Here is a 16,022-nt window from a genome sequence, read left to right on the forward strand (position 1 = left end):
CCTCGCACGAACACAGTGATCAGACCCATCAGTAACCGAGACTGGGCGGAGAGGTGACGACATCCAACTATCAGATGCTAAATCAGTAAGTCTTCTTTAGTAGCTCGAAATCGCCTCGATAATCGAACCGCCGAGACCGACAGGCTTTATCCGGAATCCCGCCGTGAATTAGAACAGTGAACCCCGACCGGATATTCGAGGAGTTCCCCGCGCCCTCCTATCGGGGCAACCAGCGCGACGCCCTCGAAGACATCAAATCCGCCTTCGCCGAGGGCAACGACGTGGTCCTCGTCCGCGCGCCGACCGGGAGCGGCAAGTCCCTGCTGGCGCGTTCCATCGCCGGGTGCGCCCGGCAACCAGACGAGGCAGCCCCGAGCGACGCGACCGGCGCGTACTACACCACGCCGCAGGTCTCCCAACTGGACGACGTGGCCGAGGACGATTTGTTGGACGACCTGAAGATTATCCGCGGCAAGCGCAACTACAACTGCATCTTACCGGGCGAGACCGACACCCCGGTTGACAGGGCACCCTGCGCCCGGGAGAAGGGCTACGACTGCTCGGTCAAGCACCGGTGTCCGTACTTCTCGGACCGAGCGATTGCGAGCAACCGCGAAATCGCAGCCATGACCCTCGCGTACTTCATGCGGACCGCGGGGTCGGAGGTGTTCCGCAAGCGAGACGCGGTGGTCATCGACGAGGCTCACGGACTCGCAGAGTGGGCCGAGATGTACGCCGCCATCGACCTCGACCCCCGGACGGTGCCCATCTGGGACGACCTCAAGATTCCCGACTTGGAGAGCGCCGGGGTGGACCGGGCGGTCGAGTACGCCGACAGAGTCCAGAACGCCTGCGAGCGCCGAAAGGACGAGCTAATTGCGAAGCAGGAGCTGACGCCCGAGGAGGCCGCCGAGCGCGACCGATTGCAGGAACTCATCGGCGAGTTGGACTGGTTCGTGGAGGACTACCGGGACACCCAGAGCGCGACGACGTGGGTCGTGGACCAACCCGACGGGGCGGGCGGAGCCATCACCATCAAGCCGATGAACCCCGAGCGGTACCTGAGCCACACCGTCTGGGAGCGGGGCAACAAGTTCGCGCTGCTGTCGGCGACGATTCTGAACAAGCAGGCGTTCTGTCGGCAGGTCGGCCTCGACCCCGAGAACGTCGCGCTGGTGGACGTGGGCCACACCTTCCCGGTCGAAAACCGGCCGCTCTACGACGTGACGCAGGGGAAGATGACCTACGAACACCGCGACGAGACTCTGCCAGCCATCGCCCGGACCGTGGTGCAGGTGATGCAGGAACACCGCGGCGAAAAAGGAATAATTCACGCCCACTCTTACGCGATTCAGGAGCGACTCGCCGAGCGACTCGACCAGATGGGCGTCGGCGACCGCATCCGAACTCACGACAAGGAGAACCGGGACGCGGAACTCGAATCGTGGAAGGCCACCGACGGCGAGGAGGTCTTCCTCTCGGTCAAGATGGAGGAGGCCCTCGACCTGAAGGGCGACCTCGCGCGCTGGCAGGTCATCTGCAAGGCCCCGTTTCTCAACACCAACGATTCGAGAGTCGCCCACCGCCTCGAAGAGGGCCAGTGGGCGTGGTACTACCGGGCCGCGCTCCGGACCGTGATTCAGGCCTGCGGTCGGGTGGTCCGGTCGCCAGACGACTACGGCGCGACCTACCTCGCGGATTCGAGCCTCCTGCAAGTGTTCGACCGCGCCGAGGGAGACACCCCCGACTGGTTCCGCGAGCAAGTCGAGCGCACGAGTCGCCCCGACCTGCCGGAGTTCGACCCCCAGAGCGCGAGCGAGTCGGCGGCGGGGGCCAGCGCGAACGCCGGAGCGAGGAGTCGAGGCCGAGGTCAGTCCCGAGGGTCCGGCACTCGAAATCGGTCACGGTCCTCCGGCGGACAGTCCTCGGGCGGCCAGTCGGCGAGCGAGCAGTCGGGTGGGTCCTCCTCGGGCGGGGCCTCCTCGGGCGGAACCCGCGAGCGCAAGAGTCCGATGGCGGATGTCTGGGACGACAGCGTGTAGCAGATTCCGAGCGACAGACCGGCTGAATCGCTCTCTCGCCCGCGCAGAACTGCGCGGGCGAGAGAGCGCCTTCGAAGGCGGACGACCGTCGGCCTCCCGTAGGGGTGTGGCGTAGCTTTAACCCGCCCGACGCCGAATATCGGTCGGCTATGGGGGATTCCGGACGCGAGACGACCGAGAGAGACGAATCGACCGTCGACGGAGGGCAATTCTCGCCGACCGCGAGACGCCGGAGCGTCCTGCGGGCGCTCGGCGGAGCAGGCGCGCTCGCCGCACTTGGAACTGCGAGTTCGGCGGGCGCGACCGACGCGACAGACGACGCGCCGACGCCCGAGGAGGTCCGCGACCGCTCGCGCCAGCAGGAGACGGTGGACCCGGTCTGGGGCTTCCCGGCGCTGTCCGAGGAGGCCAGCGCGCCGACGAGTCCGCAGGTCGAAGTCGAGTTGCAGATTCGGCCCCGAGACGCGCCGATTCCGGAGTTCGTCTTCGAGCCGACCGGCGTCTACATCGAATCGGGCGACACGGTGCGGTTCAGCTACGAGTCGCCCCACCACACGGTGACGGCCTACCACCCTGCGTTCGGCTATCAACAGCGGGTGCCCGACGAGGTGCCGCCGTTCTCCTCGCCAGCGCTCCCGCAGGGCGGCTACTGGCTCTACACCTTCGACCGGCCGGGGGTGTACGACATCCACTGCGCGCCCCACGAGATATTCGGCCACGCGATGCGAATCGTCGTGGGGTCGCCGAGCGGACCGGGCAGTGACCCCCTGCCGGACCTCTGCGCCGGGCAGGAGGAAGGGGCAACTGCGACCGAGACCGCGGTGACGACGGTGCCGGAGGGCGGCGGAGAAGAAGGCGGTGACGGCGGCGGACAGGAAGGAGGAGAGGGCGGCGAACAGGAAGGCGGCGAGGAGGAACTCAGCTTCCCGCGGGTCGGGGCCTACAGCGTCCTCTCGGACCCGGCGCTCGACCCGGACAACATCGTGGACGAGCGCCGGGTGTCGTGGGACGACCTCGCGCCCGAAAGCAAGCAGTTGTTCGTCCGGATTCGGGGCTTCCCGCCGTGCTGACCCGCCGTGAGGTCTGACGGCTACGGCTCCGAAAGCGGCGCTACGACGCGCTCACAACGGCGGACCTCGGTCGAGCGAATCGACCGACTCCTTCAGATGAGCGAAATCGTGTAGACGATGCCCGAACTGAGCATCAGCAACACCAAGAATATCGAAATCAGCTTCTGGCGCGTGTCGTCGTCCATACGAGACGGAAGTGATTCGAGCGAAATAATTTTTTGGTTCGATAGATTCTGTACGGAGAAGTGACTCTACAACCAGTATAGAAATCAAAACAATTCTTTAGAACACTATTACCAACTCTTAACCATTGTATAGTTGTCCGAACCCCGAGCGGGGCGAGCTATCCCCGACCATCCACAGTTCCCAGCACCGCGTCGCACGCGGGGCACAGCACCATCCAGTACTGCTGGCCGGTCGTGGCGGTGACGGTCACGCCGTCGCGGTCGGCTTTGGGTTCGACGCGCTGTTTCCGGTAGTTCGGGTCGGCGGCGTCACCGCCGCAGGACGGGCACTTGGGCATACGCCGACGTGAGAGCGAGGACGCATAAATATGCTGTCGAGACGAGATTCGGGGACGTTCGACTCCTCGAACGAAGCCGTTTCACTGCGACCGCAACCGCCCCGCACAGCACCGCCACCACTCCGCACAGCATCGCAACCGCCCCGCACAGCACCGCCACCACTCCGCACAGCATCGCAACCGCCCCGCACAGCACCGCCACCGCTCCGCACAGCACCGCGCCCCGTGCCTCCCCCGCCGTCCGTGCGCAGAACTGCGCACGGACGGCGGCCTGCCGAACGAAGTGAAGCAGGGCTTGGAGGACGCGGTTTGTCCTCCAGCGCGTCCCGCCGAATCACTCCACTCGCGCGTCGACGACCACGTGCCAGACGCCTTCGCTGTGGCTCTTGACTTTCCGGCGGTCGAGAATCTCGACCTCGCGGCCGACCGCCTCGGCGGCGTCCCGAAGGCGCGAAACCGGGCGGTCCCAGAGCAACTCCTCGGGCGTCGCCTCGTGCATGTGGACCACGCCGCCCGGTTTCAGCGCCGCCAGCGCCGAGTCGAGGTAGTCGGCGGCCTCGTAGTACCCCATCACCACGCGGTCTGCTCGGGGGTCTATCTCCACGTCCCGGCAGTCCGCGCGGAAGGCCGAGACGCGGTCGGACACGTCGTTGAGCATCGCGTTCTCCACGAGGAACCGAAACGACGCCGGGTTCTTCTCGACCGCAGTCACCTCGGCCCCGGCGCGGGCCATCGGCAGGGTGAAGTAGCCGATTCCCGCGAACATGTCGAAGACGCGCTCGTCCGGTTCGACCGCCTCGCCCATCCGAGCGCGCTCGGCCTTGTTGCCCGGCGAGAACATGACTTCCGAGAGGTCCAGCGCGTATCGCGTCCCGTGTTCGGTGTGGACCGTCTCGGTGTCGCCCGCGCCCGCCACGACCGAGACCGACGGTTCGCGGTGTTCGCCCGAGACGCCCTCGTGGGCCAGCACCGTGTCGGCCTCGCCGTGGAGCGAGAGGAGGGCCTCGCCGACCTCCTCGCGGTCGATTCCGCCCTCCTCGTCAGTCTCGGCTTCCTCGTCGCGGTCGTCTCCGTCGCCGAAGGTGACGAGGACGATGCTCCCGACGACTGCCCACGACCCCGGTGCGCGAGCGATTTCCGCCTCGGACCACCCCATCTCTCGGAGGTGCGAGTCGAGGTCCGGCAGTCTGCGCTCGGGATTCACTTGCTCCACCACGTCCAGCACGTCGGTCTCGCTCGGCGGGTCGGTGACGGGCAGTTCCACGAACTCCTCGTCGTGTTCGCGGACCTTCCGGGTCACGTCGTAGACGCCCTCGTCCTGCAACGCCGCGATGGTGGCTTCGCTCTCGGGCTTGCGGACCAGCGCGGCGAGAGTGGTTTCGTCGTCGCGCTCGGTCATCCGTCCTCGCCGTCTCCGCGCTCGTCCGGCACGACGTGGAGGCCCGCGCGGCTCTTCAGCACCGGGACCTCGTCGGCGTCCGGGTCCATGTAGTCGGGGCGCGCGATGGTCTCGGTCCGGTAGGTCTCGGGGTCCAGCACCTGCACCGCGCGCTCGTCTTCGACCGCCACGAGCGTCGTCGTCTCGGCGTCGTCGAGGTCGCCGAGTCGCCGGGCCTCGGGGGCGTCGCCCTCCTCGAAGGTGGCCTCGTAGTCCTCGCCGGTCGTGAGTCGCGTCCCCTTCAGATTGCCGCGGACGCTCCGGACGAGGACCGGACCGTCGTCGTCCTTCGGGTCGATTATCTCGCCGGGCGAGTACGGCGGGAGGCGCACCGCGTAGGTGACGCGATAGACCTCTTCGCCGTCCTCGTCCTCGGTGACGAGGGTCTCAGCGTCCGAGAAACTCCCGCCGAACTCCTCGACCACCTTGGCGGAAATCTTCTTGCCGATGTTGGTGGTCGAGACCTTGATGTTCACGCCGTCGTCGGTCTCGCCGACCTCGGTGACGAAGGCGTTGCGGTCGCCGGTCTCCTCCATCTCGGCGACGATTTCGTGGGCGATCTCCTCAGCGCGCTCGATTTCCTCGCTGGTCGGCGTGCGCTCCTCGGCGCGAATCTGGACCGTGCTGGCGTAGTAGTCCCCGGCGATGCGACCGCACCGCGTGCAGGTCTGGCGCGATATCTTGACCGGGACGACGACTTCCTCCTCGACGAACGTCTCGCGCACGATGCCCGAGAAGTGACAGTGCATCCGGATGGTGTTCTGGTCCACCTGCTCGGGGTCGACCTGCCACGACACGTCGTAGGCGTCGAGGTGGACGCCCAGCGCCTCGCTGACCTCCTCGATTGCCACGTCGGTGTAGTCGCGGGCGTCGACGTCCACCCAGCGCTTGCCGCGGTGGACCGCCCCGCACTGCGAGCAGACCAGCACCTCGATGCGGTCGGGCGCGTCCACGAGGTCGAACCGGTCGAAGTAACACGAATCGCAGAGCTTCTGCTCCTTGCCGCGCTTTCCGGCGGCCTCGGGGAGGGGCGTCCGCTCCGCGGGGTCTACTTCGATGGGGTCCCCGCAGTTCGGACAGAACTCGCGGGCTTCGGTAGTCATGGAAGAGCGTAGGGGATTGGAGGGTTTAAGTCTGAAGAACCCGCGAGGAAGGGCATTACTTGTCTGTTGATTCAGTAGTCGGTACTTCCGAGAGACCGACGAACTTCCGAACCCGATTCGGTGCCAGAAGTGAAGTGATAGCTACCAGCAGCGAAAGCAATGCGACCATCCAGTTCCAATTATTGCCGAACCAGCTGCGTATGTCGTCCACGATACGTTGCACTCGACAGGAGAACTGACAGGGAGTCGGTTCAATATCGACCGACGCGACCGCGGACTCCCGGGTCAAATTCCACCCTTGGAAATAGACCGTCGTCGCGTTCAGTTCGTGACTACCTGCTCCAGACCCCCTGTGTACGTGGATAGGGAAGACGCGCTTTCCGCCCGGCGATAGATTAAATTCGAGATGTCGACCGACAACGTCTCGATACCGAACGTTTGGCGATTGCGCCGCAATGGTAACGTTGGGTGGATCACTTCGATCCTCGTATCCTGCGTACAAAAATCCGGAAAGCGACTCGTTGCTCGTGGAGGGGTTCAGAAGCATCAAATGGAAGACCCTCGATTCGTTCTGATAGAGCGTTTCTTTGCTAGGCGTAATGTTTACCCGAAGTGGGTTCTCTCGCGGCGATAATTGCTCCGACTGGCCTCGATGGATATCTGTCCCGCTAGTTTGTCCGGGCAGGAGAATAAACAACGAAGATGCAATAAGCATTGCTACGACGATAGCTACCCATTTCGTGTCCGTCCTTGGCATTTGTTATCAACCGAATGGCGTATACTTCATTAAAGATAATTAACTTTTCGGGCGGTGAAGCAGTTATATCGCTATGCGGAAGGTTTAGCACGACCGACGCGAAACGAACTCGGCAGTTAGGATGCAGCAAGACGATTTCGGGGCAATAAATAAAAAGCGGCGGCTACTGTTCGTAAGGTCACTTCCTATTTTTTTGATGGCCGGTTGTCTTGGGCAGTTAGACCGAGACGACACGGTGGAGGTGTCGAACGAGAGCGACCAGACGCACACGCTGACGGTTCGGTTCACGGACGAGAACACGGGGAGTGTCGTGTCCGAGCGAACGCTGACCCTGAAATCGGGCGCGGAGAGACGCTACGAGGTCACCCTTCCCGACGCGGGAGACGAATCGAGTCACTACGCGCTGACGGTCACCACCGAGTCGGGACTTCGGAAGATTCACGACTTGGGCGAGGGCGTGTTCTACGTCCTCTACGTGACGGTCGACTCCGACGGACTGCGGGTCCTGCAAACGACGCGGTGACCATCCAAACAGACTTCGGCTATCGTTCGAGAACCAGAATCCCCGCCCCGAGAATCAGCAGACTCGCGCCGACCCAGTGTGGATTGAACGCCTGCGTGCCGTGGACCGCGTCGTGGATGTTCAGCAGGTAGTGGTCCACTACGCCGTCGAAGACGTTGAACAGTCCGGCACCCACGAAGAGACCCCCGACCACTCGCACCGCGGAGTGGGCTTCCGACGAGCGATTCAGCGCCCGCCAGATCAGGCCCGCGCCGACCAGCGTGATGCCGATCATCGACAGCGAGAACAGGCCGTCCCAGTAGACGTTCGCCTGCAAGCCGTCGAGTGTCGAGGTCGTAATCCAGTCCGAGACGAGGTGGTGCCACTAGAGAATCATGTGAAAGACCACCACATCGAGGAGCGCGCCGAATCCGAAGCCGAGCGTGCCGCTACCGAGCAGGAGTCGGCGCTGGCGGTCGGGTCGAGAACTCACGTGCGAAGTTGGGAATCCACGGCGAAAACCTCCGTGGCCGATGCTCAGACGAAGTAGTCACATCTCCGTTCAGGAAACAGTTGTCGAAAGGATGCGTTCTGATTCGGACTCCCCACTACGGTTTGTAGTGAGTCGCCCCTGCCAGCCCCGGCAGTTCATTATCCCTCGTCAAAATACAAATTAGTGTCGATATAGACGATACGTAATCGGGAGTTGCTATCTCTTCACTTCCTGACCAACTCCGGTCTCTCGACATCCTCGTCCACAGCATCGCGCCACGAGTGGTCGGGTTCCCAGTCCAGCACCTCGTCGGCCTTCGCCACCGAGAGCGCCGAGTCGTCGCCCGAGACGTTGCAGTCGTCGGGCACCTCGCCGAAGAACTCTTCGAGCGCGTCCTCGATTGGCGTCTCCAGATAGTTGTCCGCCGCCGCGACGTGGAAGGGTTCGTGGCCCGAGAAGTCGGCGTCGAGCGCGGCCGCGACGAGGCCCGCCACGTCGCGGACGTCCACGTAGGACCAGAAGTTGCCCGCGCCGTTGGCGAGGTCCTCGCGCGCCTCGACGCAGTTGTACTCGCCGGGGTACTGAATCCACGATGGGCGAATCGAGGCCACGGGCACGTCGAAGCGCCGGGTCACCATCTTGGCGACCTCCTCGCCGACGACCTTCGAGGTCCCGTAGGGGTCCTCGGGCCGGAGCGCATTGGCCTCCCGAATCGGCAGGCGCTCGGGGAGGCGTCTCTCCTCGGCGAAGGCGAACCCGTAGGCGCTCTCGCTGGAGGCCCACGCGACCTGCGCTCCGGCCCGGCCCGCGCCGACGAGGACGTTGTAGGTCGCCAGCACGTTCGTCTCGAAGACTCGACCCCCGGCGTGGCGCGTCGGCGACGGGAGCGCGGCCCAGTGGACCACGGCGTCGGGGTCGAGGTCGGCCAGCAAATCGAGCGCCTCGCCCCGGTCCGTGAGGTCCGCGGCGCGGAAATCGATGTTCTCGCGGGCGTCGATTTCCCACCCCGGATGGGTGGTATCGACGCAGACGACCCGCCACTCCTCGGCGGCGAGGAGGTCGGCTATCCAGCGCCCGGAGCGTCCGAGACCGCCCGTGACGACGACTGTTCTGGTCTGTGGCATGGACCGGGATACGACGATGTCGGGGTAAATGGTTGGGGCGGTCGGCGAAGCGGAGCGCGTCGGCGATTAGCTGACTCCAGCAACTAATACCTATTTTAGAAACAACCTTCTATTACTTTATGAATTGTTTTTATTTCTTTGCTGGTAGATAAGCGAAAACGTGGGCCGCAAATCGAGATGCTATCCCTCGGGTCGCTGGCCGTCGCTGACGGCGTCAGCCTCCGGCGGTTCGCTATCGGCGGTTCCGGCGTCCGGTCGCTCGCCAGTTTCGACTTCGACCTCCTCTTCATGCTCTCGCGGTAGCCCGAGCGCGTCCCAGATTTGTTTCCGGCCGAAGAAAGCGATGAGGAGGCCGAGGAGCGTGAGGAGAGACCCGATATTCTCGCCGACCCACTGGACCATCAATTCGGCGTGGCACTCGGCAGGACATCTGATTCCAAAGGTGAACTCGGCCGTGGGCATCACCGGAACGTCCCGCGAAATGTACGTAGCTTCGACAGTCGAACTGCTCTGCGGGAGCTTCTTCTCTGGTGAGATTGTCACAGGAATGTACTCCTCTCTATCGGCGCTTCTTTCAGGGATATACGCAACAGCATCAAAGTTCGGATACAGCCACGAAATAGAGATTACCTCCACATCCGGATTGTGAAATTCGAAGGTCGTCGGTGTCTCAGAGTGAACCCGAAGACCAAGTAGAATATCGCCGCCGTCGGAAACGACCCGAACGGCGAAATTCATCGGTTGATTTCTCAAGATACGATTCTTCTCGGGCATAATCTCTACACTCACCGACCCGGTCTCACCGGTCTGGGCCGCGATTTGCGCCGACGACTCCGCCGCGTCCCGAGACACGTCCCCGAGCGCGAACGAGGCCGAACTACCGACGAGTACGACAAGCACGCAAACCGCGGCGAACGCCCTGATGCGGTTCATAACTCTCTGCCGGGACCGTCCCCGACTAGTTAACAAACTGCAACCTCAGAGAGCATTAAGACTCTGTAGCCCGGTAGACAGGTTTCGATCCCGAGGCGATTCGGAGGTCCACCTTCGGACCGATTCCAACTGCGAATCGGCTTCGAATCAGCTCAGTCGAACACCTCACCGATTACCTCGTTCAGCACTCTCACGCCCTCCCGAATGTCGTCCTCGGTGGCACAGAGCGGCGGCGCGACGATGGTCTGGAAGTTGGGACGCCCGCCACCGACCAGCACGCCCTTCTCCGCGGCGGCCTCGACCACCTCCACGACCGGGTTCTCGCCCTCGTCGCCCGCCCACGGGTCCACGAAGGTCTCGCCCGAGTCGGGGTCGGCGAACTCGACGGCCCAGAGGAATCCGCGACCGCGCACGTCGGTCACGGCGTCGCGGGCGTCGGCCATCTCGCGGAGTTCGGATTCCAGCGTCGGCGCGAGATTGCGGACGTTGTCGAGGAGGTCCTCGTCGTAAGCGTCCATCGCGGCGACCCCCGCGGCGCAGGCGACCGGGTGCCCGGCGAAGGTCTGGCCCACGTCGATGCCCTCCTCGCGGAGGCTTTCGCCCAACTCCGCGTTGACCAGCACGCCCGCCAGCGGTGCGTAGGCGCTCGTCACCCCCTTGGCGAAGGTGACGATGTCCGGTTCGACGTCCTCGCGTTGAATCCCGAACCAGTCGCCGCACCGCCCGAATCCGGCGATGACCTCGTCGGAAATCAGCAGGATGTCGTACTCGTCGCAGAGGTCCCGGACGCGCTCGAAGTACCCCGGCGGCGCGGGGAAGGCACCGCTGGTCCCGCCGACCGGTTCGGTCAGAATCGCCGCGATGGAGTCCGGTCCCTCGTTGCGGATGACGAATTCGAGGTGGTCCGCGGCCTGCTCGGCCAACTCCTCGCCGGTCGCGCCGTCGAACGCCCGCGGAATCGGCGGCAGGAACTTCGTGGACCCCGAGGTCGCGGCGTACCGCTCGACGGTGGCGCGAGTCGAGGGGTCGCCCGTCAGCGCGGCCGCGCCGTAGGTCCCGCCGTGGTACGACCGCCAGCGCGTCAGCACCTTCGGGGCGTCCTGCTGAGCGCGAGCGAACTGGACCGCCGCCTCGTTGGCCTCGCTTCCCGAGACCGCGAAGTACACGTCCGACAGGCCGTCTGGCGCGACCTCGGCGAGTCGCCCGGCAAGTTCCGAGCGCGCGTCGTTGTGCTTCGACGAGGAGACGTAGGGAATCGCGCTCGCCTGTTCGGTCATCGCCTCGACGATGCGCTCGTCGCTGTGGCCCGCGTTGACGCAGTAGAGTTGCGAGGCGAAGTCGAGGTACTCGGTGTCCTCGTCGTCGTAGACCCGCACGCCCTCGCCGCGGACGAGCGTCGGCACGTCGTCGTCAGGGTCCGACCAGTGAGGTAGCGGTCCGCTCCGCGGAGTCGCGTCGGGAGAAGCGGGTGGGTGACCGTCTGCCATGGTCGAACCACGACTCGCCGCGTGATAAGGGTACACGCCCGAACAGTCGCGTCTGGCAGATACCTCGATTCGGCTGACAGCACTCAGAACGCCATCGCCCCGCTCTCGTTCATCGCGCCCGACGACAGCGTCACGTACGCGATTCCGAACAACAGCGCGTCGTACAGGCCGTGGACCAGAATCGGCACGACCAGATTGTCGGTCCAGACGAAGAGATAGCCCAGCAGAATCGAGAGACCGAACAGAATCGCCAGCGTCACCGTCACCGCGAGCGCGTCGGGCGTGGCGACCCACGTCGTCGGCAGGTGGACCAGCGCGAACAGGACGCTAGTGAGAACCACCGCAGGCGCGCGCGAGAAGGCCCCGTCGAGGTACGACTGGATGACCCCCCGGAAGAGCAACTCCTCGGCCGGACCGATGACCAGAATCGAGAGCGGGACGAGCAACAGGAGCGAGGTCAGCACGCCCTCCTCGGCGAGTTGCGTCACCGAGTTGCCCGCCAGCGGGAGTCCGGCCTGCTGGGCCGCGACGATGGCGGCGAGCCGGTAGGCGAACAGCACGAACGTCCCGGCGAGGACGATGCCGAGCGCGCGACTGTCCGGCATTCGAAGCCGGAGGTAGTCCAGACCGTTGCCGGTCGCCCGGAGGAAGACGAGCGCCGCCGCGACGAACCCCAGCTCCGAGAGGATGAGCGCGACCACGAACTGTGCAGTGACACCCAGCGAGACGACGAGTACCGGAATCGACAGCAGGACGCTGAGGACGACTCCGAGGACGGTGAGGCCGGTGGCGACGCCGACGCGGACGACCGGGTTCGACGACTGGTCGGGGTTGGCCGACTGGTGAGACATTGCGAGTAGCTGACAACGGGAAGCACCAAGTAGGTTTGCCGGAACCGAAATCGCTCGCGGGTGTCGGCGCGAGTCGGCGGACCGGCGTCCGACCAACGTTTAAAAACGGTGAAACCCTAGGGGCCCACATGAAGTGGAAAGCAGACTGGGGACTTCGCGGGCGAATGGCCCTGACGATGTTCCTACTGTTCGCGCTGTACATCGTCTTCATCGGCGTCCTCTCCCGATATGCGAGCCTATTCGGAATCGTGTTGGTAATGGGTAGTTTCTCACTCGCCCAGTTCTTCTTCAGCGACAAGCTGACGCTGTGGAGCATGGGGGCGAAGGAGGTCAGCGAAGACGAGTATCCGGAACTCCATCGGATGCTCGGCAGACTCTCTCAGCAGGCCGACCTGCCGAAACCGAAGGTCGCGGTCGTGGACAGTCGCGTCCCGAACGCCTTCGCCACCGGGCGCTCGCAGAACAGCGCCGCGGTCGCGGTCACGACCGGGCTGCTGAAGACCCTCGACAAAGACGAGTTGGAGGGGGTGCTGGCCCACGAACTCGCCCACGTCAAGAACCGCGACATGATGGTGATGACCGTCGCGTCGTTCCTCTCGACCATCGCCTTCCTCGTGGTGCGGTGGGGCTGGTGGTTCGGCGGCGGCGACGAAGACAGCCCGCAGGTCTGGGTCGCCATCCTCGCCTCGCTGGTGGTCTGGATAGTGAGCTTCCTGCTGATTCGCGCCCTCTCGCGGTACCGCGAGTTCGCGGCCGACCGGGGCGGCGCGACCATCACGGGCAAGCCCTCGGCGCTGGCCTCGGCGCTGATGACCATCGACAGCGGGATGAGCAAGGTTCCGAAGAAGGACGTCCGCGAGCAGTCCGAGATGAACGCCTTCTTCATCATCCCCCTCAAGGGAGACTTCATCGGGAAGGTGTTCAGCACCCACCCGAGTACCGAGGCCCGCGTCGAGCGACTTCGGCAACTCGAAAAGGAAATGTAGTCGGTCGCAGGACCATACTCGAATTTTCGTCTGCGCTCACGGCACCTTGATGTAGGCGTACCCCTCGTCCTGCCGTTTCACGAGTTCGCCGACGCCAGCGGGGACCGTCTCGACGCCCGCCAGCAGGTCGTCTTCGGTCAGCCCCTTGGCTTGGAGGCTGTTCTCGCACGCGAGGAGCGAGACGCCCTCCTCGGCGAGCGCCGCCACGCCCTTCTGTCGATTCGAGTCGGCCGTCAGCAGTAGGACGCCGTCGCCGTTGGCGACCAGCGCGACAGATTCTATCGGCGTCGTCTCGTCGGCGAGGAGGTTCTTGGCGTTCGCTACCGCGTGGCTCTGCTGGTTCTCGTTGCCGCTGAAATGGAGGATTGCGTTCATGGCTGAGGATTTCGTCGTAGTTTCGGTCGTTTCCGTCGTCTCGGGGGTCGAATCGGTCGTGGTCTGGTCCGTCGTCTGGGTCGTGCCGCCGTCGCCGGTGCATCCCGCGAGCGCGACGACAGTCCCCGTCCCGGCGGCGCGGAGGAACCGCCGTCTGGTTCCGGTTCGGTTCGTCATCGACAGGGCGTTCGGCCTCTCGGCGTTTTCTTACGCGGGCGCTAAGGTCAGCGGCCGGACACGAGCGAGGAAACTACCACCGACGGGTTCGACCGGGGAGACGCCCTCAGTCCTGGCGGACTGAAAGGGCGACCGCGAACCGCGTGAGGGCTTTCGAGGCCCACGTTACTGCTTCGCTGGCGTATCCAAACACTACCCGAGGTAGGAGACACGGCTTTTTGTCGGGGAGTCCGTAGACGGGGGCATGGGACTGTTCGACGGACTGCGCGAAGTGCTGGGCATCCGGGCAGAGGCCGACGCCACCCGGAAGGCCGACCCCGAGGACCTGTTCGGGATGAGTACGGCCTACATCACGATGGAGGCCGAACTGGGCTACGAGGTGGTCGGCGAGGCGGCGCTGTGCTTCTCGGAGGTCGACAGCGCCGACTTCTCCGACGCGGTCGAGGAGGTCCACGAGATTCTGGAGGTCGGCGCGGAGGAGACCGGCACCGAGACGGAGGCCCGCACCGACGACTACGGCTACTCGTGGGTAATCCTGCGGGACTCGGACTTCGAGGACCTCGTGACCAGCCTCAACTTCGCGGCGGACACGCTGATGGAGCGGGGATACGGGTCGAGACTCCTCGCCGCACTCTTCGCCTTCGAGAATGACGGACAGTACGCTTACTGGGTCTACTCCTTCCGGCGGGGTGCGTACTACCCACTCGTGCCGAAGGGGACCAACGACCGGGATTCGAGCGCCGAGTTCAAACTGGAGAGCAACCTCGACGGCGAGTTAGACGTAGAGGAGAACAAAGAGTACTGGTACGCGCTCCTGCCGAGTAGCCCCGGCAAGCACCCGTGGGAGTAGACCGCCTCTAAGTTTCTCACTTTAAACTCCGTCAGACGTGCGTCATCCCCCCGACGCATGCTTGCATTTTCACTTCCAGTATGGTGTTAACGGGGGTTTATATGAAGTGGGGCACAAGGCAGGGATACGATGGCAGCAGACGTAGACCTCGAAGAACTTCCGGGCGTCGGCCCGGCGACGGCAGAAAAGCTCCGAGACGCAGGCTTCGACTCTTACGAGGGCCTCGCAGTAGCCAGCCCCAGCGAACTCTCGAACACCGCCGACGTGGGCGACTCGACCGCCTCCGACATCGTTCAGGCGGCCCGCGAGGCCGCCGACGTGGGCGGGTTCGAGACCGGCGCGGCCGTGCTGGAGCGCCGCGAGAAGATCGGCAAGCTCAAGTGGAAAATCGACGAGGTCGACGACTTGCTGGGCGGCGGCGTCGAAACCCAGTCGATTACGGAAGTCTACGGCGAGTTCGGTGCGGGTAAGTCGCAGGTCACCCACCAGCTCGCGGTCAACGTCCAGCTCCCCCGCGAACACGGCGGCCTCGGCGGCAGCGCCATGTTCGTGGACAGCGAGGACACCTTCCGCCCCGAGCGTATCGACGACATGGTCCGGGGCCTGCCGGACGAGGCCATTCAGGCCGCGATGGACGAGCGCGAAATCGAGGGCACGCCCGACGACGACGAGGCGATGGAGAGTCTGGTCGAGGACTTCCTCGACAAGATTCACGTCGCCAAGGCGTTCAACTCCAACCACCAGATGCTGCTGGCGGAGAAGGCCCAAGAACTCGCCAACGAGACCCAAGACGACGAGTATCCCGTGCGCCTCCTCTGCGTGGACTCGCTGACGGCCCACTTCCGCGCCGAATACGTCGGCCGCGGCGAACTCGCCGAGCGCCAGCAGAAGCTCAACAAGCACCTCCACGACCTCGACAAGGTCGGCAACCTCCACAACACCGCGGTCGTCGTGACGAACCAGGTCGCTTCGAACCCCGACTCGTTCTTCGGCGACCCGACCCAGCCCATCGGTGGCAACATCCTCGGCCACAAGTCCACCTTCCGCATCTACCTCCGCAAGTCCAAGGGCGACAAGCGCATCGTCCGCCTCGTTGACGCGCCGAACCTCGCCGACGGCGAGGCCGTCATGCGCGTCGAGGACGCCGGTCTGAAACCCGAGTAAGTCGGCTATTTTCGTTCTCCGCTTCGTTTTTGCCGTGCGATAGCGGCGATACTCCCAGCACGCAAGGGAGACTCAGAGCAATAACCACCATTATTTAGAAAATAAATAGCTATTTTTAGGAATCGTATAAATATGTCTATCGGCTTG

Annotated in this window: 14 protein-coding genes and 1 pseudogene; 6 read left to right on the top strand and 9 right to left on the bottom strand. The window is 64.3% G+C overall.

Translation table 11 applies throughout. The features are described 5' to 3' along the window. Positions 1-176: 176 nt before the first annotated feature. Both EPL01_RS01190 and EPL01_RS01195 read left to right on the top strand, forming a co-directional pair. Positions 177-2,042: a helicase C-terminal domain-containing protein gene (locus tag EPL01_RS01190; protein ID WP_135823433.1), complete on the top strand. Its 1,866-nt coding sequence runs from the start codon at positions 177-179 to the stop codon at positions 2,040-2,042. A 149-nt stretch (positions 2,043-2,191) separates the two neighbouring features. Continuing rightward, on the top strand, positions 2,192-3,112 hold the full coding sequence (locus tag EPL01_RS01195; RefSeq protein ID WP_210424033.1) for a cupredoxin domain-containing protein: 921 nt from the start codon (positions 2,192-2,194) through the stop codon (positions 3,110-3,112). A gap of 343 nt (positions 3,113-3,455) precedes the next feature. On the opposite strand, the gene EPL01_RS01200 is transcribed toward EPL01_RS01195, so the two are convergent. The 3 genes from EPL01_RS01200 to EPL01_RS01210 form a co-directional block, all read right to left on the bottom strand. Then, positions 3,456-3,635, bottom strand: coding sequence for a hypothetical protein (locus tag EPL01_RS01200; protein ID WP_135823434.1), 180 nt, complete (start codon positions 3,633-3,635; stop codon positions 3,456-3,458). Positions 3,636-3,969: 334 nt separating this feature from the next. Beyond that, entirely contained in the window at positions 3,970-5,034 is a 1,065-nt protein-coding gene (locus EPL01_RS01205; protein ID WP_135823435.1) for a class I SAM-dependent methyltransferase, read from the bottom strand. Then, on the bottom strand, positions 5,031-6,176 hold the full coding sequence (locus EPL01_RS01210) for a 60S ribosomal export protein NMD3 (protein WP_135823436.1): 1,146 nt from the start codon (positions 6,174-6,176) through the stop codon (positions 5,031-5,033). The genes EPL01_RS01205 and EPL01_RS01210 overlap by 4 nt, the downstream gene beginning before the upstream one ends. Before the next feature lie 953 nt (positions 6,177-7,129). On the opposite strand from EPL01_RS01210, the gene EPL01_RS01215 reads away from it, so the two are divergent. Continuing rightward, complete coding sequence (locus EPL01_RS01215) at positions 7,130-7,456, top strand: hypothetical protein (RefSeq protein ID WP_135823437.1); 327 nt, start codon at positions 7,130-7,132, stop codon at positions 7,454-7,456. Positions 7,457-7,475: 19 nt separating this feature from the next. Here the strand turns inward: EPL01_RS01215 and EPL01_RS01220 are convergent. The 5 genes and pseudogenes from EPL01_RS01220 to EPL01_RS01240 form a co-directional block, all read right to left on the bottom strand. After that, positions 7,476-7,808 (bottom strand): annotated as a pseudogene (locus EPL01_RS01220) (DUF2243 domain-containing protein); the annotation flags it as partial. Between the two features lie 344 nt (positions 7,809-8,152). Further along, complete coding sequence (locus tag EPL01_RS01225; protein WP_135823438.1) at positions 8,153-9,052, bottom strand: NAD-dependent epimerase/dehydratase family protein; 900 nt, start codon at positions 9,050-9,052, stop codon at positions 8,153-8,155. Positions 9,053-9,232: 180 nt separating this feature from the next. Beyond that, positions 9,233-9,985: a hypothetical protein gene (locus EPL01_RS01230; protein ID WP_135823439.1), complete on the bottom strand. Its 753-nt coding sequence runs from the start codon at positions 9,983-9,985 to the stop codon at positions 9,233-9,235. Between the two features lie 152 nt (positions 9,986-10,137). Continuing rightward, positions 10,138-11,472 carry an aminotransferase family protein gene (locus EPL01_RS01235; protein ID WP_135823440.1) on the bottom strand — a complete coding sequence of 445 codons (1,335 nt, stop codon included), beginning with the start codon at positions 11,470-11,472 and terminating at the stop codon, positions 10,138-10,140. 83 nt (positions 11,473-11,555) lie between these two features. Further along, entirely contained in the window at positions 11,556-12,323 is a 768-nt protein-coding gene (locus tag EPL01_RS01240) for a CPBP family intramembrane glutamic endopeptidase (RefSeq protein ID WP_135823441.1), read from the bottom strand. Positions 12,324-12,451: 128 nt separating this feature from the next. On the opposite strand from EPL01_RS01240, the gene htpX reads away from it, so the two are divergent. Next, positions 12,452-13,309 carry a zinc metalloprotease HtpX gene (gene htpX / locus EPL01_RS01245; RefSeq protein ID WP_135823442.1) on the top strand — a complete coding sequence of 286 codons (858 nt, stop codon included), beginning with the start codon at positions 12,452-12,454 and terminating at the stop codon, positions 13,307-13,309. Between the two features lie 36 nt (positions 13,310-13,345). On the opposite strand, the gene EPL01_RS01250 is transcribed toward htpX, so the two are convergent. Beyond that, positions 13,346-13,861 (bottom strand): DsrE family protein, encoded by a 516-nt coding sequence (locus EPL01_RS01250; RefSeq protein ID WP_135823443.1) that lies wholly within the window; start codon positions 13,859-13,861, stop codon positions 13,346-13,348. 244 nt (positions 13,862-14,105) lie between these two features. On the opposite strand from EPL01_RS01250, the gene pspAB reads away from it, so the two are divergent. After that, positions 14,106-14,711, top strand: coding sequence for a PspA-associated protein PspAB (gene pspAB, locus EPL01_RS01255; RefSeq protein WP_135823444.1), 606 nt, complete (start codon positions 14,106-14,108; stop codon positions 14,709-14,711). Between the two features lie 129 nt (positions 14,712-14,840). Beyond that, on the top strand, positions 14,841-15,875 hold the full coding sequence (gene radA, locus EPL01_RS01260) for a DNA repair and recombination protein RadA (protein WP_135823445.1): 1,035 nt from the start codon (positions 14,841-14,843) through the stop codon (positions 15,873-15,875). The last annotated feature ends 147 nt before the right edge of the window (positions 15,876-16,022 follow it).

Source organism: Halorussus ruber (assembly GCF_004765785.1).
Taxonomy (GTDB): Archaea; Halobacteriota; Halobacteria; order Halobacteriales; family Haladaptataceae; genus Halorussus; species Halorussus ruber.

Bases quoted from the DNA above. Each gene is read 5' to 3' on its own strand.
- EPL01_RS01230 (WP_135823439.1), bottom strand. From the start codon at position 9,985: ATGAACCGCATCAGGGCGTTCGCCGCGGTTTGCGTGCTTGTCGTACTC.
- EPL01_RS01235 (WP_135823440.1), bottom strand. From the start codon at position 11,472: ATGGCAGACGGTCACCCACCCGCTTCTCCCGACGCGACTCCGCGGAGC.
- EPL01_RS01225 (WP_135823438.1), bottom strand. From the start codon at position 9,052: ATGCCACAGACCAGAACAGTCGTCGTCACGGGCGGTCTCGGACGCTCC.
- pspAB (WP_135823444.1), top strand. From the start codon at position 14,106: ATGGGACTGTTCGACGGACTGCGCGAAGTGCTGGGCATCCGGGCAGAG.
- radA (WP_135823445.1), top strand. From the start codon at position 14,841: ATGGCAGCAGACGTAGACCTCGAAGAACTTCCGGGCGTCGGCCCGGCG.
- EPL01_RS01200 (WP_135823434.1), bottom strand. From the start codon at position 3,635: ATGCCCAAGTGCCCGTCCTGCGGCGGTGACGCCGCCGACCCGAACTAC.
- EPL01_RS01240 (WP_135823441.1), bottom strand. From the start codon at position 12,323: ATGTCTCACCAGTCGGCCAACCCCGACCAGTCGTCGAACCCGGTCGTC.
- EPL01_RS01210 (WP_135823436.1), bottom strand. From the start codon at position 6,176: ATGACTACCGAAGCCCGCGAGTTCTGTCCGAACTGCGGGGACCCCATC.
- EPL01_RS01215 (WP_135823437.1), top strand. From the start codon at position 7,130: ATGGCCGGTTGTCTTGGGCAGTTAGACCGAGACGACACGGTGGAGGTG.
- EPL01_RS01195 (WP_210424033.1), top strand. From the start codon at position 2,192: ATGGGGGATTCCGGACGCGAGACGACCGAGAGAGACGAATCGACCGTC.
- htpX (WP_135823442.1), top strand. From the start codon at position 12,452: ATGAAGTGGAAAGCAGACTGGGGACTTCGCGGGCGAATGGCCCTGACG.
- EPL01_RS01250 (WP_135823443.1), bottom strand. From the start codon at position 13,861: ATGACGAACCGAACCGGAACCAGACGGCGGTTCCTCCGCGCCGCCGGG.
- EPL01_RS01205 (WP_135823435.1), bottom strand. From the start codon at position 5,034: ATGACCGAGCGCGACGACGAAACCACTCTCGCCGCGCTGGTCCGCAAG.